General features: G+C 74.4%; 25 protein-coding genes and 1 pseudogene. 14 read left to right on the forward strand and 12 right to left on the reverse strand.

Going from position 1 to position 25,795, the window contains the following annotated elements:
• Window positions 1-81: 81 nt before the first annotated feature.
• The 3 genes from ACYSMR_RS08300 to ACYSMR_RS08310 all read right to left on the reverse strand — a co-directional run bounded on the left by ACYSMR_RS08300 (window position 82) and on the right by ACYSMR_RS08310 (window position 4,349).
• Window positions 82-828 carry a PepSY domain-containing protein gene (locus ACYSMR_RS08300; RefSeq protein WP_461747912.1) on the reverse strand — a complete coding sequence of 249 codons (747 nt, stop codon included), beginning with the start codon at window positions 826-828 and terminating at the stop codon, window positions 82-84.
• A gap of 162 nt (window positions 829-990) precedes the next feature.
• Complete coding sequence (locus ACYSMR_RS08305) at window positions 991-3,000, reverse strand: acetoacetate--CoA ligase (RefSeq protein ID WP_461747913.1); 2,010 nt, start codon at window positions 2,998-3,000, stop codon at window positions 991-993.
• Window positions 2,997-4,349, reverse strand: a complete 1,353-nt coding sequence (locus ACYSMR_RS08310; RefSeq protein ID WP_461747914.1) for an MFS transporter — start codon at window positions 4,347-4,349, stop codon at window positions 2,997-2,999. The genes ACYSMR_RS08305 and ACYSMR_RS08310 overlap by 4 nt, the downstream gene beginning before the upstream one ends.
• A 238-nt stretch (window positions 4,350-4,587) precedes the next feature.
• Here ACYSMR_RS08310 and ACYSMR_RS08315 point away from each other — a divergent pair, with 238 nt between their 5' ends.
• Both ACYSMR_RS08315 and ACYSMR_RS08320 read left to right on the forward strand, forming a co-directional pair.
• Window positions 4,588-5,085 carry a DUF427 domain-containing protein gene (locus ACYSMR_RS08315; protein WP_461747915.1) on the forward strand — a complete coding sequence of 166 codons (498 nt, stop codon included), beginning with the start codon at window positions 4,588-4,590 and terminating at the stop codon, window positions 5,083-5,085.
• A 140-nt stretch (window positions 5,086-5,225) separates the two neighbouring features.
• Window positions 5,226-6,032 (forward strand): nitrilase-related carbon-nitrogen hydrolase, encoded by an 807-nt coding sequence (locus ACYSMR_RS08320; protein WP_251332821.1) that lies wholly within the window; start codon window positions 5,226-5,228, stop codon window positions 6,030-6,032.
• 12 nt (window positions 6,033-6,044) lie between these two features.
• Here ACYSMR_RS08320 and ACYSMR_RS08325 read toward each other — a convergent pair whose 3' ends face one another.
• Complete coding sequence (locus tag ACYSMR_RS08325; RefSeq protein WP_461747916.1) at window positions 6,045-7,643, reverse strand: PucR family transcriptional regulator ligand-binding domain-containing protein; 1,599 nt, start codon at window positions 7,641-7,643, stop codon at window positions 6,045-6,047.
• Window positions 7,644-7,741: 98 nt separating this feature from the next.
• Here ACYSMR_RS08325 and ACYSMR_RS08330 point away from each other — a divergent pair, with 98 nt between their 5' ends.
• Together ACYSMR_RS08330 and ACYSMR_RS08335 are read left to right on the forward strand one after the other, a co-directional pair.
• Complete coding sequence (locus ACYSMR_RS08330) at window positions 7,742-9,280, forward strand: amino acid permease (RefSeq protein ID WP_251332823.1); 1,539 nt, start codon at window positions 7,742-7,744, stop codon at window positions 9,278-9,280.
• Window positions 9,277-10,977 (forward strand): flavin monoamine oxidase family protein, encoded by a 1,701-nt coding sequence (locus ACYSMR_RS08335; protein WP_461747917.1) that lies wholly within the window; start codon window positions 9,277-9,279, stop codon window positions 10,975-10,977. Before ACYSMR_RS08330 ends, ACYSMR_RS08335 begins: the two co-directional genes overlap by 4 nt.
• Before the next feature lie 27 nt (window positions 10,978-11,004).
• Here the strand turns inward: ACYSMR_RS08335 and ACYSMR_RS08340 are convergent, their stop codons facing one another.
• Both ACYSMR_RS08340 and ACYSMR_RS08345 read right to left on the reverse strand, forming a co-directional pair.
• Window positions 11,005-12,006, reverse strand: a complete 1,002-nt coding sequence (locus ACYSMR_RS08340; protein ID WP_461747918.1) for a PDR/VanB family oxidoreductase — start codon at window positions 12,004-12,006, stop codon at window positions 11,005-11,007.
• Window positions 12,007-12,022: 16 nt separating this feature from the next.
• On the reverse strand, window positions 12,023-13,150 hold the full coding sequence (locus ACYSMR_RS08345; RefSeq protein ID WP_309125752.1) for an aromatic ring-hydroxylating dioxygenase subunit alpha: 1,128 nt from the start codon (window positions 13,148-13,150) through the stop codon (window positions 12,023-12,025).
• A gap of 178 nt (window positions 13,151-13,328) precedes the next feature.
• Between ACYSMR_RS08345 and ACYSMR_RS08350 the strand changes: the two genes are divergently transcribed.
• From ACYSMR_RS08350 to ACYSMR_RS08365, 4 genes are all read left to right on the forward strand, one after another.
• Entirely contained in the window at window positions 13,329-13,952 is a 624-nt protein-coding gene (locus ACYSMR_RS08350; protein ID WP_461747919.1) for a PadR family transcriptional regulator, read from the forward strand.
• The gene (locus tag ACYSMR_RS08355; protein WP_251332827.1) at window positions 13,949-14,926 is read left to right on the forward strand and encodes a hypothetical protein; all 978 of its coding nucleotides are present in this window, start codon (window positions 13,949-13,951) and stop codon (window positions 14,924-14,926) included. Before ACYSMR_RS08350 ends, ACYSMR_RS08355 begins: the two co-directional genes overlap by 4 nt.
• Before the next feature lie 73 nt (window positions 14,927-14,999).
• A complete protein-coding gene (locus ACYSMR_RS08360; protein WP_309125751.1) occupies window positions 15,000-15,503 on the forward strand; it encodes a hypothetical protein in 504 nt (167 codons plus the stop codon).
• Window positions 15,504-15,619: 116 nt separating this feature from the next.
• Window positions 15,620-15,808, forward strand: a complete 189-nt coding sequence (locus tag ACYSMR_RS08365; RefSeq protein WP_251332829.1) for a CsbD family protein — start codon at window positions 15,620-15,622, stop codon at window positions 15,806-15,808.
• Window positions 15,809-15,895: 87 nt separating this feature from the next.
• Here ACYSMR_RS08365 and ACYSMR_RS08370 read toward each other — a convergent pair whose 3' ends face one another.
• Together ACYSMR_RS08370 and ACYSMR_RS08375 are read right to left on the reverse strand one after the other, a co-directional pair.
• Entirely contained in the window at window positions 15,896-16,648 is a 753-nt protein-coding gene (locus ACYSMR_RS08370; protein ID WP_251332830.1) for a ZIP family metal transporter, read from the reverse strand.
• A gap of 214 nt (window positions 16,649-16,862) precedes the next feature.
• Window positions 16,863-17,987 carry an FAD-dependent oxidoreductase gene (locus ACYSMR_RS08375; protein WP_309125749.1) on the reverse strand — a complete coding sequence of 375 codons (1,125 nt, stop codon included), beginning with the start codon at window positions 17,985-17,987 and terminating at the stop codon, window positions 16,863-16,865.
• Between the two features lie 301 nt (window positions 17,988-18,288).
• Between ACYSMR_RS08375 and ACYSMR_RS08380 the strand changes: the two genes are divergently transcribed.
• The 3 genes and pseudogenes from ACYSMR_RS08380 to ACYSMR_RS08390 all read left to right on the forward strand — a co-directional run.
• Window positions 18,289-18,510 carry a hypothetical protein gene (locus ACYSMR_RS08380; RefSeq protein ID WP_251332832.1) on the forward strand — a complete coding sequence of 74 codons (222 nt, stop codon included), beginning with the start codon at window positions 18,289-18,291 and terminating at the stop codon, window positions 18,508-18,510.
• A 115-nt stretch (window positions 18,511-18,625) separates the two neighbouring features.
• The gene (locus ACYSMR_RS08385) at window positions 18,626-19,534 is read left to right on the forward strand and encodes an EamA family transporter (protein ID WP_461747920.1); all 909 of its coding nucleotides are present in this window, start codon (window positions 18,626-18,628) and stop codon (window positions 19,532-19,534) included.
• A gap of 9 nt (window positions 19,535-19,543) precedes the next feature.
• Window positions 19,544-20,557: pseudogene (locus tag ACYSMR_RS08390) on the forward strand (NAD(P)/FAD-dependent oxidoreductase); the annotation flags it as partial.
• 141 nt (window positions 20,558-20,698) lie between these two features.
• On the opposite strand, the gene ACYSMR_RS08395 reads toward ACYSMR_RS08390, so the two are convergent.
• Window positions 20,699-20,881: a PspC domain-containing protein gene (locus tag ACYSMR_RS08395; RefSeq protein WP_251332834.1), complete on the reverse strand. Its 183-nt coding sequence runs from the start codon at window positions 20,879-20,881 to the stop codon at window positions 20,699-20,701.
• Window positions 20,882-20,984: 103 nt separating this feature from the next.
• Here ACYSMR_RS08395 and ACYSMR_RS08400 point away from each other — a divergent pair, with 103 nt between their 5' ends.
• Window positions 20,985-21,191, forward strand: coding sequence for a hypothetical protein (locus ACYSMR_RS08400; RefSeq protein ID WP_461747921.1), 207 nt, complete (start codon window positions 20,985-20,987; stop codon window positions 21,189-21,191).
• 74 nt (window positions 21,192-21,265) lie between these two features.
• On the opposite strand, the gene ACYSMR_RS08405 is transcribed toward ACYSMR_RS08400, so the two are convergent.
• A complete protein-coding gene (locus ACYSMR_RS08405; protein ID WP_461747922.1) occupies window positions 21,266-21,763 on the reverse strand; it encodes a pyridoxamine 5'-phosphate oxidase family protein in 498 nt (165 codons plus the stop codon).
• A gap of 141 nt (window positions 21,764-21,904) precedes the next feature.
• On the opposite strand from ACYSMR_RS08405, the gene ACYSMR_RS08410 reads away from it, so the two are divergent.
• Window positions 21,905-22,792: a hypothetical protein gene (locus tag ACYSMR_RS08410; RefSeq protein WP_461748056.1), complete on the forward strand. Its 888-nt coding sequence runs from the start codon at window positions 21,905-21,907 to the stop codon at window positions 22,790-22,792.
• Window positions 22,793-22,920: 128 nt separating this feature from the next.
• Window positions 22,921-23,832 (forward strand): VOC family protein, encoded by a 912-nt coding sequence (locus tag ACYSMR_RS08415; protein WP_461747923.1) that lies wholly within the window; start codon window positions 22,921-22,923, stop codon window positions 23,830-23,832.
• A gap of 15 nt (window positions 23,833-23,847) precedes the next feature.
• On the opposite strand, the gene ACYSMR_RS08420 is transcribed toward ACYSMR_RS08415, so the two are convergent.
• Entirely contained in the window at window positions 23,848-24,834 is a 987-nt protein-coding gene (locus ACYSMR_RS08420) for an arsenic resistance protein (RefSeq protein WP_309125877.1), read from the reverse strand.
• A 61-nt stretch (window positions 24,835-24,895) separates the two neighbouring features.
• The gene (locus tag ACYSMR_RS08425; protein WP_461747924.1) at window positions 24,896-25,795 is read right to left on the reverse strand and encodes a cupin domain-containing protein; all 900 of its coding nucleotides are present in this window, start codon (window positions 25,793-25,795) and stop codon (window positions 24,896-24,898) included.

A 25,795-nucleotide genomic window follows, 5' to 3' on the forward strand; every position in this document is an offset into this window, starting at 1 on the left:
GCGGTTCCTTTCACAGGGGCGGTTCTCACGGGGCGGTCCTGAGCGCCCGCGGGCCGGGCGCGGGCCCGGGGGCGGGTGGAGTCAGCGGTCGACCTTGAGCACGGAGCCGTTCTCGACGTTGACGTACACGTCCACCGAGGTGCCCTCGGGGTCGTCGACGTCGACCTCCCACACCGTCGTCCCGCCCTCGGTGTCCAGCTGGGCGCCGTCCAGGGTGCCGTCGACCTCGTCCAGGGCGGTGCGCACGGCGACCTCCAGGGGGACCTGGACCTGGGCGAGGTTCTCCCGGTCCGCCTGGTCCAGGGCGTCGTCGCCCTCCTGGGGGGTGACATCCTGCCCGTCGGCGGAGACCTCCACCTCCTGCTCCCGGTCCTCCACGGCCAGCTTCACCTCCCAGCCGTCGCCGTCCTCCTTGCGGTCGATCTCGAAGACCTGCCCGCCGGTCACGGACTCCTCGGCGGCCACGATCGCCCCGGCCACCGCGCCGGCCTCCGCCCCGGCCCCGGTCGTTCCGGAGGCCGAGGGGGACGCGGTGCCGGTCCCGTCGCCGGTGGCCGTGTCCGACGGGGACGCGGTGGCGCTCTCGTCCGCGGTGGCGCTCTCGTCCGCGGTGGCGCTCTCGTCCGCGGTGGCGCTCTCGTCGGCGGTGGGGCTCCCCTCCGCCGTGGTGGTGGCCTCGCTCGTGGTGGTGGCCTCGCTCGTGGCGGTGGCCTCGCTCGTGGCCTCCCCGCCACCGCCCTGGCCGCCGCCGTCGGCGCAACCGGTCAGCAGGAGCGCGGAGAGGGCGAGAGCACCCAGGGACAGGACGCTTTTATCAGTGTGCTTCATAAATAGTCATTGTTCCGGGGACCGCCACCCGGCGCAAGAGGGAGCGCACGCGCAGGATCGTGCCGGCGGCCCACCGGCGCGGCGGCCGGCCACGCGGGCCCAGGAGGTCCCGCCGGGGCCGGCGCAGCCCGGCCGCCCCCGCCCTCCGGAGCGGGGCTGCTCCTACGCGGGGGCGTGCGGGCGGGAGCCCCGGTGGAAGAGCTCGGCCTGCTCCACGAACCACTGCAGCGCCTCCGGGTTGGCCACTGACATCGGGTTCACGGCCCGGTCGGGGGCGACCCCGGAGAACAGCTTCTTGATCGGCACCTCCACGCGCTTACGGGTGTGCGTCACGGGGATGGCCGGGGCCTGCAGGATCCGGTCGGGCACGTGGCGGGCGGAGGCGCGCTCCCGGATCCGCCGCCGGATCCGCCCGGCGAGCTCGTCCGTGAGCTCGGTCCCCTCGGCCAGCACCACGAACAGGGGCATGAAGTAGCCGCCGTCCGGCTGCTCGGCGCCCACCACGAGGGCGTCCTGCACCTCCGGCAGGCCCTCGAGGGCGGCGTAGATGTCGGCGGAGCCGATCCGCACGCCCTGCCGGTTGAGGGTCGCGTCCGAGCGCCCGTGCACCACGAAGGTGCCGTGCGGGGTCTCCGTGACCCAGTCGCCGTGGCGCCACACGCCCGCGTACGTGGCGAAGTACGCGGCCCGCTGCTTCTCGCCGTCCGGGTCGTCCCAGAAGAACACCGGCATGGCGGGCATGGGGCGGGTGACGACCAGCTCCCCGAGCTCGCCGACCACCCGCTCCCCGTCGTCGTTCCACGCCTCCGCCGCCACGCCGAGGACGGGTCCCTGGAGCTCCCCCAGGTGGACGGGCTCGAGCGGGTTGGAGCCGATCAGCCCGCCGCACACGTCCGTCCCGCCCGAGTCGGAGCCGAGGTGGACGTCCGCCTTGACGGCACGGTGGACCCACGCCCACGTCGAGTCCGGCAGCGGGGAGCCCGTGGACAGGATCGAGCGCAGGGCGGACAGGTCCCGGTCCCGGCCCGGCTCCAGGCCGGCGCGCTCGACGAGGGACAGGTACGCCGCCCCCACCCCGAACATCGTGGCGCGCGTCAGCGCGAGGACGTCGAACTGCCGGTCCGCGCGCCCCGCCGTGGGCGAGCCCGCGCTGGTGACCACGGACGCGCCGACGAGCAGGTTGTGCGCCAGCGTGTTCCAGACCATCCAGGACGTGCTGGCCGCGACGTAGTAGCGGTCGCCGGGGCCCATGTCCTGCTGCAGGCCCACCCCCTTGTGCGCCTCGAGGGTCATGCCGCCGTGGCCGTGGACGATGCCCTTGGGGCGGCCCGTGGTCCCGGAGGAGAACAGCACCCACAGCGGGTGGTCGAAGGGCACCCGCTCGTAGGCGGGCACCGCCTCCCGGGCCAGCAGCTCGTCGAAGGCGATCCGCCCCTCCCCCGGCGCGGCCCCGGGACGGAGACCGCGCACGACGACGACCCGCTCCAGCCCCGGCAGCCCGGCCACCACCTGCGCGAGGTGCTCGGAGCGGTCGAGGGCCCGGCCGGCGAAGACGTACCCGTCGGAGCCGATGAGCACCTTCGGCGCCAGCTGGCGGAGCCGGTCCAGGGTCGCGGCCGGCGAGAGGTCGGGCGAGCTGATGCTCCACACCGCCCCGACCGACGCGGCGGCGAGCAGCCCGACGAGGGCCTCGGGAACGTTGGGCAGGACGGCGGCCACCCGGTCCCCCGGGCGCACCCCCCACGCCCGCAGGGCCGACGCGACCGAGGCGACCTGCGCCTCGAGCTCCCGCCAGGTGAGAGCGTCGGTACGGTCGTCCTCGTGGACGGCGAGCACCGCGGCCGTGCCGGCCAGGGCGGGATCGCCCGCGTGGCGCAGGACGTTCTCCGCGTAGTTGAGGCGGGCCCCGGGGAACCAGACGGCCCCCGGCATGCGGTCCTGCGCGAGCGCCGGCCCCGCCAGCCCCTCGCCCACCACGCCGCAGTACGCCGCGACGGCCTCCCAGAAGGCGGACAGCTCCGTGACGGACCACCGCCACAGCTGCCGGTAGTCGGCGAGGTCCACCCCGCGCTCCCGGCGCAGCCACGCCAGGAAGTCCCACAGGCGGGTGGCGCGCACCTGTTCGGGGGTGGGCCGCCACGTGACGGGGCGGGCCGGGGGCCGGGGGCTCACCGGGCCGCCGCCACCGAGGGCCGTCCGGCCGCGGCGTCCCGCCCGTCGCGCTTGCGGAGGGCGGGGCCCAGCAGGAAGGAGCACACGGCCGAGAGCACGAGGGGGATCGCGAACAGGTAGAAGATGTTCTGCGGCTGCAGCCCGCCGGCCAGGAGGTAGCCGACCACGATCGGGGCGATGATCGACACGAGGCGGCCGACGCCGATCATCCAGCCGAAGCCGGAGGCGCGGGCCTTGGCGGTGTAGATGGGCGGGACGATCGTGTAGTAGCCGACCACGCCGGAGTTCGTCAGCATGCCCAGGAAGATGCCGACGACCAGCGCCAGGCCCACCTGGTTGAAGGAGGACGCGAAGACCACGTACATCACGGCGGAGGCGAGCAGGCCGAGGACGTTGAGGGTCCGGGGGTTGATCCAGGAGGTCAGCAGGCCGAAGCCGAGGGAGCCGACGATGCCGCCGAGGCTGACCAGCACGCCGGCGGTCACGCCCGTCTGGGGGTCGCCCGAGGCCTCGGCGAGCAGCTTCGGGGTCCAGGTGTTGGCGAAGTAGAACGAGGCGATGAGGAAGGCGTAGCCGAACCACATGAGGACGGTCTGCGAGAGCACCCGGGCCCCGAAGACCTCCTTGACCACGGTCTCGGACGCGGCGTCCTGCACGGGGGCGGGCGGCAGCTCCGTGAGCGGGGCGTGGCCCATCCTGCCCAGGATGCGGTTGAGCTGGGGCAGGGACTTCTCGTCGCGCTTCTCGATGAGGTACTCGAAGGACTCCGGGAGGGTGAAGAAGCAGACGACGAGCATGAGCACCGTCATGCCGGCGCCCAGGGCGAAGGCGGACCGCCAGCCGAACTCCGCGATGAGGAACCCGGAGAGGAAGCCGCCCACCGTGGCGCCGATGGGGTAGCCCGCGGCGTAGACGCCCATGGCCAGCCCGGCGCGCTTGCGGTTGGAGTACTCGGCGACGATCACGGAGAGGTTGGCGATCATGCCGCCGATGCCGACGCCTGCGAGGACGCGGGAGGCCAGCAGGGACGTGGTGTCCCAGGAGAAGACCGACCACAGCATGCCCGCGGAGATGATGACGAGGCAGATGAGGGTCAGCGGCCGGCGGCCGATCTTGTCCGCGACCGGCGTGAGGAAGATCGAGCCGAACGCCATGCCGAACAGCCCGGCGCTGAGCAGGTAGCCGAGCAGCACGGGCTCGATGCCCCACTCCCGCGACACGGTGGGGGCGGCGAAGGACATCACGAGGACGTCGAAGCCGTCGATCATGATGAGGATCAGGCAGATGACGACGGCCCGGACCTGGAAGGAGGTCATGGGCGCGTCCTTGAAGGCCGCTTTGAGGTCCATCGGGAGTTCTCTCTCTGGTGGTGCCGGCGGGTGCGTGCCGGACTATGACGTGCGTCACAGCACGAGAGCCACGATAGTGGACGATCTCAATGAAGTCACTATGCGGGTAGTTATTTTGCGTCCGGGCTTCCCCGCGGCCCCGGCGGGGGAACGGTTGTGCGCACGGACGCCCGGCCGCATGCTGGGGCGGAGGTCCCCGCACCCCGCTCGGGGACCCGTCGACATGCCGGAGGCCCCCGTGCGACGACCCCGCCCCGCCACCCCCGGCCCGGGGCAGGAGTCCGTCTGGGACTACCCCCGGCCGCCTCGCGTGGAGCCCAGCCGCGAGCACGTGGAGGTGTGGCTGGGCGGGGAGCGGATCGCGGCCACCTCCGCGGCGCTGCGGGTGCTCGAGACCAGCCACCCGCCCACGTACTACCTGCCCCGGGACGCGTTCGCCGACGGGTGCCTCGTGCCGGCGGAGGGCGCCACGTGGTGCGAGTGGAAGGGCGAGGCCGCGTACTTCGACCTGCGGGGCGGGGGGCGGACGGCGCCGCGGGCGGCCTGGACCTATTACGCCCCGCAGCGGGGCTTCGAGGTGCTGCGCGAGCACGTCGCGGTGATGCCCGCGGCCGTGGACCGGTGCCTGGTCGACGGCGAGGAGGTGCTCCCGCAGGAGGGCGGGTTCTACGGCGGCTGGATCACCTCGCGCGTCACCGGCCCCTTCAAGGGCGGACCCGGCAGCCACGGCTGGTGACTCCGGACCCTTCGGGCGCCGATCCGACAACTTTTGTTGCACAACGGGAAACAGAGCGCCACACTTGTGCTCCGGACCACACGGCGCCGTCCGGCTCGGCCGCGTCGGCCCCGGCCGCACACCCCTCAGGAGAGAACCCCATGCAGATCGCGATCCTCCAGGCCCAGGCGGACGTCCTGGACATCGAGGCGAACCTCGCCACCATCGACCGGGCGGCCCGGCAGGCCAGGGAGGAGGGCGCCGAGCTGCTGCTCACCCCGGAGCTGTTCACGTGCGGCTACAGCCCCGAGCGCGTGCGGCGGGAGCTCACCGCCGGGGACCTGGACCGCATCGCCGAGCGCGCCGCGGGCATCGCGCGCCGCCACGGGATCTCCCTGGTCTACAGCGCGCCCCGGATCGGCGACGGAGGGGACTGGCACATCTCGGCCGTGCTCCTCGACGGCGCCGGGCGGCGGCTGCTCGCCTACGACAAGGTGCACCTGTTCGGCGAGGAGGAGCGGCGGGCCTTCGCGCCGGCGTCGGCCGGGCCGCGGACCGTCGCCCACGGCGGGCTGCAGGTCGCCCTGCTGATCTGCTACGACGTGGAGTTCCCCGAGAGCGTGCGCGCCGCCTCGGACGCGGGGGCGCAGCTCGTGCTGGTGCCCACCGCGCTCGGCGCGGGCTTCGCCGCGGTCTGCGACGTCCTCGTCCCCGCCCGGGCGCTCGAGAGCCAGGTGGTCGTCGCCTACGCCAACCACTGCGGCACCGAGGACGGGCTGGAACTGGGCGGGCGCAGCGTGGTCGCGGCCGCCGACGGCACGCTGCTCGCCCGCGCGGGCGGGCAGCCGGAGCTCCTGCACGCGAGGGTGGACGCCGCGGACGTCGCCGCCGCGCGCGAGCTGGTCCCCTATCTGCGGGACCGCCGCCCGGACCTCTACGGGCAGTGGAGCGGCCCCCGCCCCGCCTGAGCCCCGGCCCGCTCAGGGCTCCTCGGGCACGAACTGCAGGGCGATCAGCAGCTCGGCCCGCTGGCGCGCGTCGTCGAGGTCCACGTGCAGCAGCTCCGCCACGTGGCCGACGTGCCGGCGCACGCTGTTGCGGTGCAGCCCGAGCTCCCGGCCGCAGGCGTCCCAGCTGCCGTGGGCGCCCAGCCAGGAGCGCAGGACCGTCAGCAGCAGCCGGCGCCGCTCCCCGGGCAGGGCGGCGAGCGGGGCGAGGAGGCGTTCGGCGACCAGCCGGCCGGACTCCGCCCCGAGCAGGCCGGCCACGGAGCACGGGACGTCCTCGACCCGGGCGCTGGCGCCGTCGGCCCGCAGCCGCCGCCGCACCGCCGCCACCCGCTCGCCGGCGCGCGGCAGCTCGGCCGGGCCGACCGGCTCCCCGACCGCGACCAGCCAGCCGGAGCGCTCCAGCGCCGCCACCAGCCGGTCCGGGACCGCGGAGCGGGTGATGGTGACGAACCCGTAGTCGGTGAGCTCCACCAGCCGCGTGTCGAACAGGCGCCGCAGCTGGATCAGCTCGTGCAGCTCGTCCGCGGCGGGCGGGGGCCAGGAGGGCTCGTGGTCCTCGCGGCGCACGCCCTGGACGACGCGCACCGGGTCCCGCTCGGCGCCGGACATGCTCTGCGCCAGGGACCGCGCCAGCGCCCGGCCGTCCCCCGGGGAGCTGCGCAGCAGCGCCTCCGGGTCCAGCAGCAGGGCGGTGGCCAGGCGGCTGGGCCCGAAGTTGCCCACCGTGCGCTGGCGGAGGAGGACCTCCAGGAGCCCGACCGCGAGGGAGACGGCCGTGCTCTGCGGCGGCGTGAAGCCGCTGCCCGAGCCCAGCACCAGGGTGCCCAGGTTGACGTCGCGCTCGCTGCGCAGCGGGTGGCCCACGACGTGGCCCGCCCGGGGCGCCTCGAAGCCGGCGACCTCGACCCGCGGGCCCCTCCCGGCCAGGATCCGCTCCTGGAGGGGCTTCAGCTGCTCGGCGGGCACGGCGCGTTGTCCGGCCGAGGCCGTGGTCCGCCCGTCCGCGTCCGTGAGCACCACCCAGGCGCCCAGCTCCCGGGCGAGCACGGCGAGCAGCTCCCGCTCCGGGCTGCCGGAGAGCACGGCCCGCAGCATCCGGCGGTTGATCCGCAGCAGGTCGTGCGCGGCGCGGGCGCTCTCGGCCTCGAGCAGGTCGGCGAACCGGCGGGTGACGGCCACGAAGGGCGTGCGCTCGCCGACGCGCAGCAGGGGCAGCCCCTGCCGCCGGCACTCCTCCAGCAAGCCCGGGGGCACGACGTCGTGCACCGGCGAGAGACCGAGGCCGAGGGCGGTGACCCCTGCGGCCACCAGGCGGCGCACGTAGGCCTCGGCCGTGCGCGCCGGGCCCCCGGCGAGGACGACGCCGGCGGTCAGCAGCAGCTCCCCACCCAGCAGGAAGGGCGTGGGGTCCTCCAGCTCGCTCGTGGCCACCCAGCGCACGGTCTCGGACAGGCTGCCCCCGGGGGCGTGCAGCACCTCGAGCTCGCCGGGCATGCGGGCGACGAGACGGTCGAGCGGCAGCCGGGCGGCGACCGGGCCGACCGCAGCGTCTGGTGCACTTTGTCCCATGAGAGGTGATTCTAGGGCACATCGTCCTGGATGAGATCGGCGTCACACTCGTAGGGTCGGGGGTGACACGCAGGCCGCTCATCGAAAGGGACGCCTCCATGACCATGTCACCGCCGACGCAGCAGCGCCGGAGCACGGAGCTCACGCTCAGCCGCCAGCTCACCCGCCGGAAGCCGCTGCGGCAGATGATGCGCGAGTCGGGCACGGAGCACACCGGGCTGCTCCGCAGCTTCGGGCTGCTGCAGCTCACCATGATCAGCGTGGGCGCCACGCTCGGCACCGGCATCTTCGTGGTGCTCGGGGACGCGGTGCCCATCGCGGGCCCGGCGGTGTGGATCTCCTTCGTCGTGGCCGGCGTCGCCGCCATGCTCTCGGCGCTGTCCTACGCGGAGATGGCCGGCGCCGTGCCCGTCTCCGGCTCCAGCTACTCCTACACCTACGCGACGATGGGCGAGGGCCTGGCCTGGATCTGCGGCTGGTGCCTGCTGCTGGAGTACGCGGTATCCGTGGCGGCCATCGCCGTGGGCGCCGGCGAGTACCTCACCGAGATCGCGGACACCTTCGGCGTCGCGCTGCCGGCGGCGTTCATCCAGCCGCCCGGGGACGGCGGGCTGTTCAACGTCCCGGCCGTCGCCGTCGTCCTCCTCGCCACCGTCCTGCTGATCCGCGGCTCCCGCGAGAGCGCCCTGGTCAACACCGTGCTGGTCGCCCTGAAGGTGGCCGTGCTGCTGCTCTTCGTGGCCGTGGCCTTCACCGCGTTCGACTCCCGCAACTTCGCCCCGCTGCTGCCGATGGGCTCCGCCGGCGTCACCGCGGCGGCGTCGCGCCTGTTCTTCTCCTACATCGGCTTCGACGCGGCGTCCACGGCCGGCGACGAGGCGCGCAACCCGCAGCGCGACCTCCCCCGGGCCATCGTCCTGTCCATGGTGATCATCACCGCCCTCTACATCCTCGTGGCCCTGGCCGCCGTCGGCGCCCGCCCCTGGGGCTGGTTCGACGGCCAGGAGGCCGCCCTGGTGCGGATCCTGGAGGAGATCACCGGCAGCCCCTGGGTGTCGCTGGTCTTCGCCCTCGGGGCGGTCGTGGCGATCGTGAGCATCGTGCTCGTCGTCCTCTACGGGCAGACCCGCATCCTCATGGCGATGTCCCGGGACGGGCTCGTGCCGCCGGTCTTCGCCCGCGTCTCGCCCCGGACCGGCACGCCCGTGGCCAACACCCTGATCACCGGCGGCGTCATCGCCGCCGCCGCCGGGCTGGTGCCGCTGGGCGAGCTCGCCGACGCCACCAGCATCGGTACACTGTTCGCCTTCGGCCTGGTCAGCGTGGCCGTGATCCACCTGCGCAGGACCCGCCCGGAGCTGCCGCGCACCTTCCGCGTCCCGCTCTACCCCGTGACCCCGGTCCTGGCCGTGCTCATGTGCGTGCTGCTGATGGTCAACCTCGGCAGCAGCACCTGGGTGGTGTTCGTGCTGTGGATGGCCGTCGGCTCGGCGGTCTACCTCGGCTACGGGCGCCGGCACTCGACCGTGGCCGCCCTGACCGACGAGGAGTACGCCCGGGCCTCCGCCGAGGCCCTTCCCGCCCCCGGGACGTCCGAGACGTCCGTGACCCCCGAGATCCTGGAGACCACGAAGTGACCATCGCGACCGACATCGACCACTCGGGCCCGGGCACCGCGCCCGTGACCATGCTGAACCCCGACTTCCCGTTCAGCTACGACACCTACCTCCAGCACCCGGCAGGCCTGGGCAGCGTGCCCGAGGCCGCGCACGGCACGAAGGTCGCCGTGATCGGGGCGGGGCTGTCCGGGCTGGTGACGGCCTACGAGCTGATGAAGCTGGGCCTGCACCCGGTGGTCTACGAGGCCGGGGACATCGGGGGGCGGCTCAAGACCGCGTCCTTCGCCGGCGCCCCGTCCGTGACCGCCGATCTGGGCGGGATGCGCTTCCCGGTCTCGGGGCGGGCCTTCTACCACTACGCGGACACGATGGGCGTGGCCACCGAGGCGTTCCCGAACCCCCTGGCCGACGTCACCTCCAGCACCGTGATCGAGCTCGGCGGCAAGGCCCACTACGCCCGCACCCCCGAGGACCTGCCCCCCTTCTTCCACGAGGTGGCCCGCGCCTGGCGCGACGCCGTCGACGACGGCGCCTGCTTCAACGAGATGCAGGAGGCCATCCGCGCCCGGGACACCGGGCGGATCAAGCAGCTGTGGAACCGGCTGGTCCAGGACCTCGACGAGCAGACCTTCTACGGCTTCATCGCCGCCAGCAAAGCCTTCCAGGAGGCCGGCTTCGAGCACCGCGAGGCCTTCGGGCAGGTCGGCTTCGGCACCGGCGGGTGGGACACCGACTTCCCGAACTCAATCCTGGAGATCCTGCGGGTGGTCTACACCGACGCCGACGACGGGCACCGGCGCATCGTCGGGGGCGCCCAGCGCCTGCCCGAGGCGCTGTGGCAGCACGCCCCCGAGGACCTCGTCCACTGGCCGGCGGGGACCTCCCTGGCCTCCCTGCACGCCGGCTCCCCGCGCGGGGCGGTCGCCCGGATCACCCGTCCGCCCCGGGCCGACGGCGGGGTGGGCGACTTCCGCATCGAGGAGAAGTGGGGGCGCGCGGCGGAGTACCCGATCGTGGTCTCCACCTGCCAGTCGTGGCTGCTGTCCACCCGCATCCACACCGAGGAGGCGCTGTTCTCCGCGCCGATGTGGACGGCCATGGAGCGCTCCCACTACATGCAGTCCTCCAAGACCTTCGTCATGGTGGACCGCCCGTTCTGGAAGGACGTGGACCCCGCCACCGGGCGCGAGGTGCTGAGCATGACGCTCACCGACCGGCTGCCGCGGGCGACGTACCTGCTCGACGACGGGCCGGACAAGCCCGCCGTGATCCTGCTGTCCTACACCTGGAACGACGACGCCCTGAAGTGGCTGTCCCTGGACGCCGACGGGCGCGTGGAGCTGATGCTGCACTCCCTGAAGCAGATCTACCCGGACGTCGACATCGCCTCCCACATCCTCGGCGAGCCGATCACCGTCTCCTGGGAGGCCGACCCCAACTTCATGGGCGCGTTCAAGGCCAACCTGCCCGGGCACTACCGCTACCAGCAGCGCCTGTTCACCCACTTCGTCCAGGACGGGCTGCCCGAGCACCAGCGCGGGATCTTCCTGGCCGGGGACGACATCTCCTTCACCGCCGGGTGGGCCGAGGGCGCCGTCACGACCGGCCTCAACGCCGTGTGGGGCGTCGTGCACCACCTCGGGGGCGCCAGCGCCCCCGGCAACCCCGGCCCCGGCGACCTCATCGACGAGCTCGGGCCCGTCGCCCTCGACTGAGCCGGGCGGAGCGGGAGGGGCCGGGGGTCAGGGGACGTCGACGGTCACGACGGCGGCGGAGCGGCTGCCGGCGTCCCCGGCCGCGCCCGAGACGGCGCGGGAGACGCAGCAGCACATCCTCGTGTTCGGCGCCTTCTGCCGGTCGGAGTAGAAGACGTCCCGGTGGTCGACCGTGCCGTGCAGGTCGAGGACCTTCACCTGGCACAGCCCGCACTCGCCCCGGCGGCAGTCGGACATCATGTCGACGCCCTCCCGCTCGAGGGCCTCCAGCATCGACTCGTCGGAGCCGACGACGGTCTCGACGCCCAGCCGCGGGACGCGCACGACGAACGGCTCGGCCTCGAACCAGCCGCTGTTGCCGAAGGTCTCGTAGCGCAGGTTCGTGGGATCGAGCCGGCGCTCGGCCCAGCCGCGGCGCACGGCGTCCATGAGCCGGATGGGCCCGCACATGTAGAGCTCGGCGTCCCGGGGCACCCCGGCCAGCAGGGCCCCGACGTCCAGGGACGTGCCCTCGTCGTCGACGTGGGCCTCCAGGCGCTCGCCGTGCAGGGCGGCGAGCTCCTCGGCGTAGGCCATCGCGGCCCGGGAGCGGGCCACGTAGACGAGCCGGTAGTCCGCCCCGAGCCGGCGCAGCAGCGCGGCCATCCCGGCGATCGCCGTGATGCCGATGCCGCCGGCGAGCAGCACGTAGGAGGGGGCCCCGACGCGCAGCGGGAAGTTCTGCAGGGGCTGGGTGATCTCCAGGACCTGCCCGGGCACCAGCCCGTGCATGAACACGGACCCGCCCCGGGAGGTGGGAGTGCGGAAGACGCTGATGGCGAGCCGGCCGCCGTCGTCCGTGGCGTCGACCACGGAGTAGGAGCGCACGGCCTGCTCGCCGTGGATGAGCACGCGCACGTCGACGTGCTCGCCCGGCTTCGCGGGGCGGGGCAGCTCGGGGCGCAGGACGATGCGGCGGATGCCGGCGGCGACCTCCTCGACGGAGTCCACGACGGCGTTCTGCCACACCTCGGAGCGGGAATCGGCCACGGTGGTCCCTCCTGCCTCAGGCCCGGCCGGAGGCGGCCGGGGCCGCCGCGTCCACGGCGGCGAGACGGCCCTCGGCCTCGAGCGCCCGCTCGAGCAGGCGGCGCACCCACATGCCGCCCATGTCGATGTTGAGGTTGTAGAACTCGTAGTCGGGGTTGGCGTCGATGGCGGCCTGCTGGGCCTGGAGCATGGCCTCGTCCTCGCCGAACACGCCGTGCACGCCGTTGCGCAGCTGCGTGGTGATCAGCTGGCTCTCCAGCCGGTAGTTGCGCATGAACGCCCAGAAGTAGTGGCAGGAGCGCTCCGTCTCCGGCGTGATCGTGTTCATCACGTAGCCGTTGACGCCGCGGGAGCGGTCGCCCTCGGGCGCCCCGGTGCCGGCCTCGGCGACCCCGACGTCGATGCAGATCGTGGACGGGAAGTAGTAGTGGATGATCTGCCAGCGGTCGACCCTGCCCTCGAAGCCGGGGAACTTGTCCCGCATGTTCTTCAGCCAGAAGGGCGGGGCGTCGATGTCGCGCATCCACCGCGTGACGGTCACGGAGTGCTCGTCGTGGGTGACCTCGAACTCCGACTCGGACAGCTCCTCCTGCCCGATCGAGGAGGAGTGCACGAACTCCTCGTGGGTGAGGTCCATGAGGTTGTCGAGCACCAGCTGGTAGTTGCACGGCGCGTGGATCGTCTCGCCGTCCCCAGCCCACTCGGGGCTGTCCAGCTGGTGCATGTCGGGGACCAGCGCGGGGTCGGCCAGGGTGGGGTCGCCCAGCCAGACCCAGACGTAGCGGTAGCGCTCCAGCACGGGGAAGGACGGCACCGTGGCGGACGGGTTCAGCGTCTCCTGCGCGGGCATCGAGGTGCAGCGGCCGGCGGCGTTGTAGCGCAGGCCGTGGTAGGGGCACTGGATCTCCCCGCGGCCCACCAGCTTGCCCTGCGACAGCGGGGCCAGCCGGTGCCAGCAGGCGTCCGCCAGGGCGACGGCTCGGCCCTCCTCGGTGCGGTACAGGGCCAGCGGGCGGCCGGCGACGGTGCGGGCCAGGATCCCCTTGCTGGTCAGCTCGTGGTCCCATCCCGCCACGTACCAGGCGTTGAGCGGGTGGGACAGGAGCTTGGCGGTCGTGGTGGTCTTCGTCGCGGCGACGGTCATGGCGCGGTCCTCTGCTGAGCGGTCCGGGGAGAGCACACTGTACTCACTATCTACATAGATAGTTGGTGACGTGGAACACACAATACCTAGGTTCATAGTGAGTGCCAACCCCTGGAACGGCGGGCCTCCGGCTAGGCTCGTCCTACGACCGACCCGCCCGCTGCGAAAGGACCACCCCGTGAGTCTCCGCTCGGCCCTGCTGGCGCTGCTGTCCTCGGGCCCCATGACGGGCTACGACGTGGTGAAGCAGTTCAGCACCTCCGTGGGCCACGTGTGGCACGCGCCGGACTCCCAGATCTACCCGGAGCTGCGCAAGATGCACGCCGAGGGCCTACTCTCGAGCCGCGCCGTGCCGTGGGGCACGCGCGGGGCCACCAAGACGGAGTACACGATCACCCCCGAGGGCGAGCGGGCGCTGCGCGCGTGGCAGGACCAGCCGCTGACCTACGTCCGGGAGCGGGACCCCGCCCACCTGAAGGCCGCCTACTTCGAGTGGGCCGCACCGGGCGCCGCGGCGGAGCAGCTGCGCGCGCACATCGCGCACTACGAGGAGCAGCGGCGCCAGGCCCTCGAGCAGATCGCGGGGCTCCAGAACCGCACCAGTCCCACGCTGGCCCGCCGCCTGGCCGCGAACCCCGAGGAGCAGTGGGAGCGGATCACCCGCTTCAAGGTCTACGCCTACGAGGGCCAGATGGCCCGGGCCGAGCAGGAGATCGCCTGGGCGCGCTCCGGCCTGCGCCTGCTCGAGGAGCTGGGCGATCCGGACCCGGCCGCGCACACCCCCGCCCAGGACGCCCGGTGAGCCGCCCCGCCCCGCGCCGCCTGCTCGCCGTGCTCCTGAGCGCCGGGCTGCTGCTGGCCGGCTGCGCCCCGGACGCCGGGAGCGGCACCGCCGCGCCGGGACCGGCCGGCGCGGCGGCGTCGCCGTCCACCTCCTCCGCGTCCTCCCCCGAGCCCACGCCGAGCCCCACGGAGGAGCGCGCGGAGCTGGTCGGCGGGGGCACGGAGGTGTTCCCCGGCCGGCGGATGGTCGCCCTCTACGGCCGGCCCGGCATGCCGGCGCTGGGCGTGCTCGGCGAGCAGGGCCCGGAGGAGTCGGTCGCCCGGGCGAAGAAGCTCGCGGCGCAGTACGAGCCGTACAGCGCCGAACCGGTGGTCCCCGCGTTCGAGATCATCACGACCACGGCGTCGGCGGAGCCGGGTCCCGACGGCGACTACTCCGACGAGATGACGGTCGACGAGCTGCGCCCGTTCGTGGAGACCGCCGCGGAGCACGACGTCTACGTGGTGCTCGACCTGCAGCCGGGCCGCCAGGACTTCACCAGCCAGGCGCGGCAGTACGAGGAGCTGCTGAAGCTGCCCAACGTGGGGCTCGCCCTGGACCCGGAGTGGCGCCTGGGCCCGGACCAGGTGCACCTCGTCCAGATCGGGACCGTGGACGCGGCGGAGGTCAACGCGACGACGGCCTGGCTCGCCCGGCTGACCCGCGAGCACGACCTGCCGCAGAAGGTCGTGGTCCTGCACCAGTTCGCGGAGTCCATGATCACCGACCGCCACCTCGTGGACACCACGCACCCGGAGCTCGCGCTCGTGCTGCACGCCGACGGCCACGGCACCCCGGAGCTCAAGCGGGGCACGTGGGAGCGGCTGAAGCAGGGGCTGCCCAAGGGGATGCGGATGGCGTGGAAGAACTTCTACGACGAGGACACGCCCACGTTCACCCCCGAGCAGACGTTCGCGCTCACGCCGAAGCCCTGGTTCGTCTCCTACCAGTGATCCCGGCGCCGCCGGGCACCGGGCCGTGGAGCCGGCCGTCCGGGCGGACCGGGCGGTTGCTAGCGTGGGGGCCGTGGGCAACGACAGACTCCAGAGCGACCGGCAGCGCAGGACCATCGACCGGCTCGCCCGCTGGCTGACCCGCACCCACGGCGCCGAGCCCGGCTGGGACGCCCTCGTGCTCGACGTGCTCAGCGTGGGCCGCGACGTGCGCCTGCAGGTGCGCGAGGTGCGCGGCGGCACCACCACCTCGCACGCCGTGGACGTCACGGGCCGGCGCAGCAGGCCCCGCCGGCTGGTCCGCGCCCTCCAGGAGGACTACGCCGACCTCGTGGACGGGACGTGGCTGTCCGCCACCCTGATCGTCACGGTGTCCGGGCGGCGCTGGGCGCACCCGGGGGTGGAGCTCATCCTCAACTACGACGACGAGCCGCTGCTGCCCGCGCACGCCCCGCACCCGGTCGCGGCCGAGGAGTACCGGCGCCACCTCGCCCGCCACCGGCGGATGGACCGCAGGATCCCCGGCTGGCTGCGGGAGCGGGTCGCCGGGGCGGGCCTGGAGGTGCCCGAGCGCTGACCCGGCGCGGACCGCTCATCCGTTCGCCCAGCGGATAACCCGGCGCCGGCCCGTTCCCCCGGCACGCCGCGAGGTCTAGTCTTGAGTGACCTGTTCACCGACCGGAGGGAGAGCCCATGGGACTCGGAGACAAGATCAACAACGCCGCGGAGAAGGCCTCCGGCACCGCCAAGCAGAAGCTCGGCGACGCCACGGACAACCGGGATCTGCAGGCCGAGGGCACTGCGGACAAGGCCTCCGCCGACGCGAAGCAGGCCGGTGAGAAGGTCAAGGACGCGGCGAAGAACTTCACGGACGGCCGCTGACCACAGTGCCGTCGAGGAGCCCCGGTGCCGACCACGGCACCGGGGCTCCTCCCTGTCCGGCCCCGCCGCGACGCCGGACGGGCCCGGTCAGCCCAGCGAGTGCAGGCTGAACGCGGCCAGGAAGCCCAGCGTCGCGATGAGCCCCGAGTACAGCGCCGCCTTCTCGAAGGCCTCCGGGATCATGGTGTCCGTGATCATGGCGAGGATCGCACCGGCCGCGAGCGCGTTGACGAAGGCGAGGGTGGCCGGTGCGGCGCCGTCCAGCAGCAGGTACCCGGCGAGCGCGGCCAGGCCCGAGGCCACCGCGATGGAGCCCCAGATGCCGAAGACGTAGCCCGGTCCGCGCCCGGCGTTCTTCCACCCGGCGGTGCTGGAGAGCCCCTCCGGGACGTTGGAGATGAACACCGCGGCGAACATCGGCAGGCTCAGGCCGGACCCGCCCAGGAAGCTCAGCCCGAGCACCATGGACTCGGGCACGCCGTCGAGCAGGGCGCCGATGGCGATGGCCCCGCCGCTGCCTCCCTGCTCGGCCGGGGAGGGCTGCTGCGTCCCCGAGCGCTTGCGGTGGCGCGCGCCGTGGCGGGCCAGCAGGACGTTGAGGGCCACGTAGACGACCGAGCCGGCCAGGAAGCCCCACGCCGTGGGGGCCAGGCCGCCCTGCGCCACGGCCTCCTCCACCAGCTCGAAGGACAGCGCGGAGATCAGCACGCCGGAGCCGAACGCCATCACGGCGGCGACGAGCCCGGCCGGGACGGCGACGAACCAGGCGATGAGGCTGCCCAGCAGCAGCGCGCCTCCGGCCAGCAGACCGGCACCGCCTGCGGCGAGCCACTCGGGCACGGGGATCCTCCTGCACGGGACGTCGGGTGTCGTGGCCAGCTCACACCCGTAGCGCAGCGGGGTCAAATTGCCGGGTCCTGGCGGGCCGCGTTCCGGCGGTGCCGGCCCCGGGGCCCACCGTCCGCTGCCGGGGGGCGGCGACCCACGACGGCGACGTCGGGGCCGTGGGCCCCTGACGCGGGGCCGCTCCCGGGGTCCGCCCCCGGGAGCCGGCTCAGGGGGCGGACGCGGCGGTGCCGGGGCGGAGGACCGGCGGGACCCCGGCCGCACCCGTGGCCAGGTCGGCCGCCAGCACGCCGATGAGCGGGGCGAACTTCGCGCCGTGACCCGAGCACGCCGAGACCACGGTGACGCCCTCGGCGGTGTCCAGGACGAAGTGCTCGTCCGGGGTGGTGGTGAACAGGCACGTGGTCTCGGCGTAGGGCTCGGGCACCACCCCCGGCAGCCACCGCCGCACGTACTCGACGACACGGTCCCGGTTGCCGGGGTCCACCACCCCGGTACGCCGGGCCGCCGAGGCCATCACCCGCCCACCGTTGTACTCGGCGACCTTCAGGCCCGCGAAACCGGCGTCCCGGCCGCCGGGGAGGCCGTAGACGGGCATGGCCGCGTCGTGGATGAGCGTGGGCCAGGCCTGCTCGAGGTCGCGGTAGGGGAAGTGGAACGCGTTCTCCTCCCGGACCGTGAACTGCGGCAGCGCGCCGAGGAAGGCCGGGGGCAGGGAGAGCTCGCCCAGCAGGTCGGGCAGCCAGCCGCCGGCGGCGACCACCACGTGCCCGGCCTCCACCGTGGCGCCCTGCGGCCCGTGCACCGTGAAGCCCGCGCCGGTGCGCCGGATCCGGGACACCGGCCAGTCCGTGCGCAGCTCGGCCCCGGCGGCCACGGCGAGGCCGACCAGGGCCTCCACGGTCGACCCGGCGTCGAGCACCCCGGCGGTCGGCTGGTACAGGACGGGGGTGTCGAAGAGGAGCTGCGGCCACCGGGCCGCGGCCTGCTCGGCCGTGCAGAGGACGTGCTCCACGCCGGCGTCGTCGAGGACCCGGGCGAGTTGTTCCGGGTCGCGCCCGGGCCCGTGGTCCACCGCCCCGCAGCGCAGGAGCAGCTCCCGGCCGGACTCGCGCTCCACCTGCTCCCACAGCCGCTCCGAGCGCACGACGAGCCGGGCGTAGAACGGGTCGGCGTAGGCGTAGCGGAAGATGCGGGCCGACCCGTGGGAGGAGCCCTGGTCGTTGCCGGGGACGGTGCGCTCGAGCAGCACGACCTCCTCGCCGCGCGAGGCCAGCTGCCATGCCGTGGCGGCGCCCATCAGTCCGGCGCCGATCACCGCGTAGTTGCCCATGGCCGCCAGCCTAGTGCGGAACGCCTGAACGCCCCGGCCGGGGGCATGTTACAGCGGAAGAACGCCCTGTGGACGACGTGTTTAATTTCACCGGCCCTGCGGGACCCGCGCCACATCCCCCGCCCTCCGTCCCGGCAGAGGCAACCGCCGGAGGTTGCCCGCCCGGAGGGGTGTGACGGATCTCAACAGCCCCCGCACCGAGTGGCCGCGTCCCGGAAATCTCCCGGCCACACAACGGCCTCATCATGGAGGGGTCAGCACGACGCTGACCACGACACGCATCAGGACAGGAGGTGGCGTCATGACCGCTGCTGAGAAGTGGACGACCGATCTGAGCCAGGTCCGATCCGGGGACCGGGTCGAGATCTGGGACGAGGACTACGAGCGCTACATCGGCACCGTGGGGCAGGTCGCGCCCCACCTGGGCGTCCTCTGGATCCTCGAGGCCGGCACGGGGGTGCGCCGGCTGTTCCCCTTCGAGGGGTGCCGCCTGCGCCACGCCCCCCTGGCCCTCGCCGCCTGACCCCCACGGCCCCGATTCCCGCGGCCCCGATTCCCGCGGCCCCGATTCCCGCGGCCACGGCCCGGCCGCCCCGGCACCCACCGGGGCGGCCGGGCCGTTCCCCTACCCTGAACGGGTGACCACCCTCGCCTCATCCCCCGGCACGAAGCTGCGTCCCACCCTGTACGTGCTGGCCGCGGTCGTCTCCGTCCAGTTCGGCGGCGCCCTGGCCGCCGTGCTCGTCCCGCTGATCGGGGCCTCGGCCACGGTGACCATGCGCCTGCTCATCAGCGCCGTGCTCATGGTGGCGGTGATCCGTCCCCGGCTGCGCGGGCGGAGCGGGCAGGCCTGGCGGGCGGGCCTGTTCTTCGGGGCGTCCCTCGCGGGGATGAACTTCGCGTTCTACCAGTCCCTCGCCACGCTGCCGCTGGGCGTCGCCGTGACCATCGAGTTCCTGGGCCCGCTCGCCCTCTCGGCGGTGCTGTCCCGGCGGCTGCGGGACATGGCCGCCGTGGTGGCGGCGCTCGCGGGCGTCGTGCTCATCTCGCAGGCGCTCACCGTGCCGTGGCGGGAGCTGGACCTCGGCGGCATCGCCTGGGCGGCGCTGGCCGGCGCGGGCTGGGCGGCCTACATCCTGGGCAGCCGCTCGGCGGGACGGCACTTCGACCAGCTGGACGGGCTCGCCGTCGCCCTCGTGGTCGCCGCCGCCCTCGTGACCCCGGTGGGGATCGCCACCGCCCACGCCCCCGCGCTGACCGGGAGCGTGCTGGCCGGGGGCGTGGGCATCGCACTGCTGTCCTCGGTGCTGCCCTACTCGCTCGAGCTGCTGGCGCTGCGCAGCATCCCCCCGGCCGTCTTCGGGGTCCTGCTCAGCCTGGAGCCCGCCGTCGCCGCCCTGGCGGGGCTCGTGGTCCTCCACCAGGTCCTCGCCGTGCCGCAGCTGCTGGGCATGGCCCTCGTCGTGGCCGCGAGCGCCGTCGTCATGGTCGGCGGCACCCCGGAGGCCGCACCCGCGGACCCGTCCTCCCCCGGCGGCTCCCGCTAGGTCGGGGTCATGACACGGACTGCGGTGATCGGCGCCGGGATCGTCGGGCTCTCCACGGCGCAGGCCCTGCACCGCCGGGGGGCCGACGTGACGCTCTACGAGTCCGGGACCCCGGGCGGCGGGCAGTCCGCCGGCCGGTCCCGGATCTTCCGCCACGCCCACGAGGACCCCCGGCTGGTCGCCCTGGTGGCGCACAGCCGCTCCCTGTGGCGGGAGTGGGGACGGGAGTTCGGCGTCGAGCTGATCTCCCCCGACCGCGCCGTGGTGATCGGCGACGGCGTCGAGGACAAGCTGCGGGCGCTGGAGGAGGTCCCGGAGGTCCGCGCCCGCCGCCTGGCGCCCGAGGAGCTGCACGAGCGCCTGCCCCTGCTCGCCGGGTGGACGGGCCCGGCCATGCTCGACGTCGACGGCGGCGCCATCCGCACGCTCGCGGCCGTCGGGGCGCTCACCGGGCGCCTGCGCGACGCCCTGGTGCAGGACCACGTCCTCGCGGTCGGGCGCGCGGGGCCGCACCGCGTGGAGGTGCGCACCGGCACCGGCGTCGAGGCCTACGACCACGTGGTGCTCTGCGCCGGCCGGGGCACCGCTCCCCTGGCGCGCGGGGCGGGACTGTCCCTGCCCGTGGCCCCCGCCGCCCACGCCCGCGCCACGTTCGCCGTGCGCTCCGGCACCGCCCACGGGCTGCCCACGTTCCAGGACGGCAGCGGGGCCTTCGGCGAGACGGGCGTGTACGCGGCGCCGTACCCCGACGGCCGCCACTTCTCGGTGGGCCTGAGCGGGACGACCGGTGTCCACCCCGACGGGGGCGTCGCCCACCCCGGCGCCCTGGCCGCGCTGGTCGAGCGGACGGTCGCCTACGTGGAGCGCGCCCTGCCCGGGCTCGACCCGGCCCCGGTCGGCCACGTGCACTGCTGGGTGACCCGGCTGCCGTGGGGCGACGACGGTGTGGGGATCTGGTCCGAGGACGGCGTCACCGCGCTGGCCGGGCACAACCTGTTCAAGCAGGCCCCGGCGCTGGGCGAGGCCCTCGCCCGGACGGTCGTCGAGGGCGCGGTCCCCGGGGACCTGCACCACGCGTGCGAGCTCGGCCGGTCCGCCGGGTGGCCTCCCGCGCGGCCGGCCCGTCTCCGGCGGTCAGGGCACCGGTCGTCAGGGCGCCGGTGGTCAGGGCGCCTGCGGGATGATGATCCAGAGGGCGATGTAGACGAGCTCCCCGACACCGACCAGCCCGAAGACCACGAAGCCGAGGCGGACGAGGAACGTCGGCAGGCCGAGGCGCGCCGCCAGGGCCGCGCAGACGCCGGCGACGAGCTTGCCGTGGCGGGGGCGAACCAGTGCACCAGTCATGGCCGGATCCTACCGCCGGCCCCCGTGCCGGCGCCGAAGATGACTGCGCACGACGTTCATCAGCCCCCTGTCGAAAACGGAGGATCCGTGGTTGGCTGGGAGCATGGACGCCAACGAGATCATGGACCGCATCCGCCAGGCCCGGGACCACGCCCTGGAGCAGGAGAAGGAGGAGCGTCAGCGCATCGCGGACGCCGACACCGCCGAGCTGCAGAGCGCCGCGAGCGTGCGCCTGGCCACCCGGCAGGCCGTGCGCGAGGCCTTCGACGACATCCTGGGCGAGAGCACCGACCCCGCCCAGGACGCCTGAGCCCAGCCCCGCACCGGCCGCGGCCGCCCGGTCCCGCGGGACCGGGCGGCCGCGGCCGGTGCGGGCGGGGACGCTCAGAGGTCGACGACCTCGTTGTCGCCCTTGAGCCGCCGACCGGTGACCGAGGCCTTGAGCAGGTTGGCCACCTGCGTGAGCTTGTGGCCCCCGGGCTGGTCCCAGTACTCGGCCGTGTCCGGGGTGACCTCGATCAGCACGTTGTTCGGGTTCTCCGGCCCGCCCTCGAGCCACGCCCCGGTGAAGGTGTCCCACAGCTCCCTGAGCTTGGCGACGTCGTCCACCACGCGGGCGGCGCCGGCGAGGGAGACCCACGCCCCGTCGCCCGCGTAGGCGACGTTGACCGCAGGCCGCTGCTGGAGGTGCTGCACCTGGTCGGAGTCGCGCTCGGCGATGAAGTACACGGTGCCGTCGAAGTCGACGTCCTGGGTGGCCATCGGCTTGGCCACGAGCCGGCCTTCGGGGTCCACGTGGGTGAGCAGGGCGATGCGGGTGTTCTTGATGATGGCGCGCACCTTCGCGGTGCCGTCGTCGGCGCCGTCCTTGCGGTGGGTCATGGCAGTCCTCTTCTCTCGGGCTCTCTCGGATCGGGGTGCTGCGGGACGGCCAGCCTACAAGCCGCGGCACGGCTCGCACGAGGGTGTCCCCCAGGAGCGTCTGAGACGATGGGGGCACGGACGACGACGGAAGGCGACCCCATGGACTTCGAACTGGACCCGCAGGTGCGCCACGCGGTGGAGCACCCGGCCGAGACCGTGCGCGGCCCCGAGGACGCGCAGCTGCGGATCCGCCTGGCCGGCGAGCCCGCCCGCCGGGCGCTGGCCGCCCACTGGGACGGCACCGCGCAGGGCCCCGCCGGCGAGGCGGACCGGTTCGCCGCCGCCGTGCTGCTCGCGACCCTGTTCGACGACAGGCACTACCTCGAGCGCGCCGCGTCGACGCCGGGCGACGTGCCCGGCTGCCCGTCGGCCCCGCCGCGCGGGCTGCTCGAGCTCACCCGCGTGCCGGGGGCGCGGGCCGCGGCGGCCCCCGTCCTCCAGCGGCCCCTGCTGACCGGCCTGCTGGAGTGGGCCACCCGCCCCCTGCCGGACCAGCCCCCGATCGCCGTGGCGGAGGCGGCCCGCGACCTGGGGATCGACGACGACGGCCGCGTCTTCCGCGAGGTGCGCCGCCGCGCCGAGCGGCTGATGTCGGGACAGTACGACGGCTCCCCGGCGCTGGAGCGCTTCGTGGCCGTGCTGCGCGAGGCCGAGAAGCGCACGCGGGCCGACGGGCCGGCCCTGTCGGGCGAGGTGCTGCCGGGAGCGGCGGGCCCTGCGGGCCCTGCGGGACCGGCGGCCGCCGCGCCGCCGTCGGCGCCCGCGGGAACGCCCGAGGCCCCCCGCTGGGCCCCGGGCGGCGTGCCGCCCGTCGGGGGCCCCGCGGGGCCGTCGGCGCCGCGGGCGCCGATGTACGGACCGCCCGCCGGCCCTCCGGCCCCGCACCCGGGCCGGGTCGAGGACGACGATCCGGGCGCCCTCAAGAACTGGGGCATCTTCGGCCTGGTCATCGTCGGGATCATCCTGCTGCTCGTGTTCCTGCTCTGACCGAGCGAGCCGGCGGCCCCACCCGAGAACATTTGCTTGCACCGGAAACCTTCGCGGCGCTACTCTTGAGGATGTATCAACAAGCGGGGGCGCCGTCGCCTCCGGTCCTCACCACGGAAAGCCGTCCCATGCCGATCTTCGCCCAGCACCCCGACCCCCGTTCCCTGCAGCCGCGTCCGGCCGAGGACCTGCTGTCGGCCGGCACCCGGATGGGCGCCGTCGAGCTGCTCGTCGCCGACCTGGACACGATGCTCGCCTACTACACCGGCGCGATCACCCTGGAGGTGCTCGAGCACGCCGGGGACACCGCGGTCCTGGGCCGCCATGGGCGCACGGTCGTGCGGCTGCGCCAGGTCCGGGAGCTCCCGCCGGCCCGGCGCGGGCAGGCGGGGCTGTACCACACCGCGGTCCTCTTCGAGGACGAGCCCGCGCTGGCCGCGGCCCTGGCCTCGGTCGCCGCCGTGGCGCCGACGTCGTTCACGGGCAGCGCCGACCACCTCGTCAGCCAGGCCTTCTACTTCGACGACCCCGAGGGCAACGGGGTCGAGCTCTACGCCGACCGCCCCCGGGACACGTGGCGGCGCGAGCCCAGCGGCCTGGTCACCATGGCCTCCAACCCCCTGGACCCGACCGTCTTCCTGAGCACCCACCTGCGCGAGCAGGACCTGGGCCGCCCCACCGCCGCGCGGGCGAGCCTCGGGCACGTCCACCTGCAGGTCGGGGACATCCCCCTCGCCCGGCGGTTCTACGTGGACATCCTCGGCTTCGAGGTCATGGCCGACATCGGCTCGGCCCTGTTCGTCGCCGCCGGCGGCTACCACCACCACATCGGGCTCAACACCTGGCACAGCGCCGGGGCCGGCCCCCGGGCGGCCTCCCTGGGCCTCGGGCAGGTCAACATCGACCTGCCGACCGCCGACGACGTCGCCGCCCTCGAGGCGCGGCTGAGGGACCACCGGATCACCACACGCCACGACGGGGCCGTGCTGCGCCTCGAGGACCCCTGGAGCACCCTCATCCAGGTGGGCGTCGCGGCCTGACGCCCCGGGCGGGGCTCATCGGCGCCCGGGAACGGCCCGCCGGCCGGGCAGGAGCCGGGGCACGAGCCGGACCAGGACGACCATCCCCACCAGCTCGACGAGCGTCTGGGCGACGACGACGAGCGGCGTCAGCGCCAGCCGCTCCGGCAGCGCGAGCGCCAGCGGCAGCACCACGAGCGAGTTGCGCGTGGCCCCGCCGAACACCAGGGCCCGGGCCGAGGGGACGTCCAGGCGGGCGGCCCGGGCGGCCAGCAGGCCGAGCGGGACCATGAGGACCAGGAACCCGGCGTAGAGCGGCAGCACCGCCGCGAGCTCGGCCACCCGCTCCCCCACGCCGCGCACCTGCGAGGCGACCACGGTGAACAGGGTCAGGACCATCAGCGGCACCATCCCGGCGCCCATGACGCGGTCGACCCGGCGGGCCAGGAGGAGCCGCGGCGCCGCCCGCTGGACCGCCGCGGCCACCAGCAGGGGCAGGACCACGAGGACCAGGAACGCCTCCGCGAGGGGGCCCGGGTCGACCGTCGCGACCGCGGCCGGGCCGGCGAAGAGCAGCAGCCAGAGCGGGAGCAGCAGCGTCTGCGCCAGCATCAGCAGCGGCGAGGCGGCGAGCAGGCGGTCGGCCGCGCCCCCGGCGAGGCCGGTGAAGACGATGACGTAGTCCACGCACGGCGCCAGCAGCACCAGCAGCACGCCCAGCAGCAGGGCCTCCCGGTCGGCGACCGCCCGCGAGAGCACGAACACCACCGCGGGGACCACCAGGAAGTTCAGCCCGAGCACCGCCCCCAGGAAGCGGAGGTCGGCGAAGGCCCGGCCCAGCGCCGTGAACGGCACGGCGAGGAACGTCGCGAACAGCAGCAGCCCGAGCACCGGGGTGATCGCCGCGCCGAGGGCCTCCGCGCCCGGGACCGTCCAGCCGGTCAGCACGGCCGCCGCGATCGCCGCGAGGTACAGGGCGACTTGGTGGCGCTCCAGCCAAGCCACGGTCGTCGTCGAGGTCATCAGCCCACCCTACGGTCCCGGGCCCACGGCCCCGGCCGGCGGGGCGGCTGCCGTGCGGCGGTCAGGTCCGGTCGATCCGGCGGTAGCGGGACGGCGTCGTGCCGGTGGTGGCGCGGAAGTGGCGGTTGAAGTTGGAGAGGTTGGTGAAGCCGACGCGGTAGCAGATCTCCGCGACGGACAGGTCCGTGCTGCGCAGCAGCCGGGAGGCCTCCGTCACGCGCATGCGGATCACGGTGCGGCTGAAGCCCACGCCGGTGGCCTTGGCGAAGAGCCGGGAGAAGGCGGGGCGGCTCAGGCCCACCTCGTCGGCGACGTCCTGGACCAGCATCCGGTCCGCGAGGTGGTCGGTGATGTAGCCCAGCGCCCGGTTGAACCGCTCGGCCTCGCCGGCGTCCAGCCGGTAGGTGCCGCCGTGGCTGTCGAGGTAGCGGCGCTCGGCCTCGGGGGACTCGGCCAGCACGCCGAGCAGCTCGGTGACGGCGGCCAGGCGCCGCAGGCCGAAGGTGCCCTCGACGGCCTCGAGCGCGGCCGCCCCCTCGGCGGCCGTGCGGCCGAGGAACTCGATGCCCCGGGCGGCGGCCCGCAGCAGCGGGCGCAGGGACTCCAGCTCCGGCAGCGCCTCGGCGGCGGCGAAGAAGCGCTCCTGGTCGAACTGCAGCACGGCGTCCCGGTTGCGCACCACCTCCGTGTCGTCGCGGTGGGAGATCCAGTTGTGGGGCAGGTAGGAGCCGATGAGGCTCAGGTGGCCCGGGTCGAAGGGCCCGGCGTAGTCGCCGACCATCGTCGTGCCCGAGCTCTCCCGGACGAGGTGGACCTCCACCTCGGGGTGGTAGTGCCAGCGGGCCAGCGGGTGCGGCCAGTCGTGCTGGTGCCACCGCACGGAGCTCGACGGGTCCGGGACCACGAGCTCCCGCACCGGGGAGGTGGTCTCGTCCGCCGAGCTCCGTGCGGTGGCGTTCAC

The sequence above is a fragment of the Kocuria sp. U4B genome, from assembly GCF_054875615.1.

What these genes read in the sequence shown, in the direction of transcription:
- ACYSMR_RS08300 (WP_461747912.1), bottom strand. Translation starts at nt 828, where the DNA reads ATGAAGCACACTGATAAAAGCGTCCTGTCCCTGGGTGCTCTCGCCCTC.
- ACYSMR_RS08310 (WP_461747914.1), bottom strand. Translation starts at nt 4,349, where the DNA reads ATGGACCTCAAAGCGGCCTTCAAGGACGCGCCCATGACCTCCTTCCAG.
- ACYSMR_RS08320 (WP_251332821.1), top strand. Translation starts at nt 5,226, where the DNA reads ATGCAGATCGCGATCCTCCAGGCCCAGGCGGACGTCCTGGACATCGAG.
- ACYSMR_RS08325 (WP_461747916.1), bottom strand. Translation starts at nt 7,643, where the DNA reads ATGGGACAAAGTGCACCAGACGCTGCGGTCGGCCCGGTCGCCGCCCGG.
- ACYSMR_RS08330 (WP_251332823.1), top strand. Translation starts at nt 7,742, where the DNA reads ATGACCATGTCACCGCCGACGCAGCAGCGCCGGAGCACGGAGCTCACG.
- ACYSMR_RS08345 (WP_309125752.1), bottom strand. Translation starts at nt 13,150, where the DNA reads ATGACCGTCGCCGCGACGAAGACCACCACGACCGCCAAGCTCCTGTCC.
- ACYSMR_RS08365 (WP_251332829.1), top strand. Translation starts at nt 15,620, where the DNA reads ATGGGACTCGGAGACAAGATCAACAACGCCGCGGAGAAGGCCTCCGGC.
- ACYSMR_RS08375 (WP_309125749.1), bottom strand. Translation starts at nt 17,987, where the DNA reads ATGGGCAACTACGCGGTGATCGGCGCCGGACTGATGGGCGCCGCCACG.
- ACYSMR_RS08380 (WP_251332832.1), top strand. Translation starts at nt 18,289, where the DNA reads ATGACCGCTGCTGAGAAGTGGACGACCGATCTGAGCCAGGTCCGATCC.
- ACYSMR_RS08395 (WP_251332834.1), bottom strand. Translation starts at nt 20,881, where the DNA reads ATGACTGGTGCACTGGTTCGCCCCCGCCACGGCAAGCTCGTCGCCGGC.
- ACYSMR_RS08400 (WP_461747921.1), top strand. Translation starts at nt 20,985, where the DNA reads ATGGACGCCAACGAGATCATGGACCGCATCCGCCAGGCCCGGGACCAC.
- ACYSMR_RS08405 (WP_461747922.1), bottom strand. Translation starts at nt 21,763, where the DNA reads ATGACCCACCGCAAGGACGGCGCCGACGACGGCACCGCGAAGGTGCGC.
- ACYSMR_RS08410 (WP_461748056.1), top strand. Translation starts at nt 21,905, where the DNA reads ATGGACTTCGAACTGGACCCGCAGGTGCGCCACGCGGTGGAGCACCCG.
- ACYSMR_RS08415 (WP_461747923.1), top strand. Translation starts at nt 22,921, where the DNA reads ATGCCGATCTTCGCCCAGCACCCCGACCCCCGTTCCCTGCAGCCGCGT.
- ACYSMR_RS08420 (WP_309125877.1), bottom strand. Translation starts at nt 24,834, where the DNA reads ATGACCTCGACGACGACCGTGGCTTGGCTGGAGCGCCACCAAGTCGCC.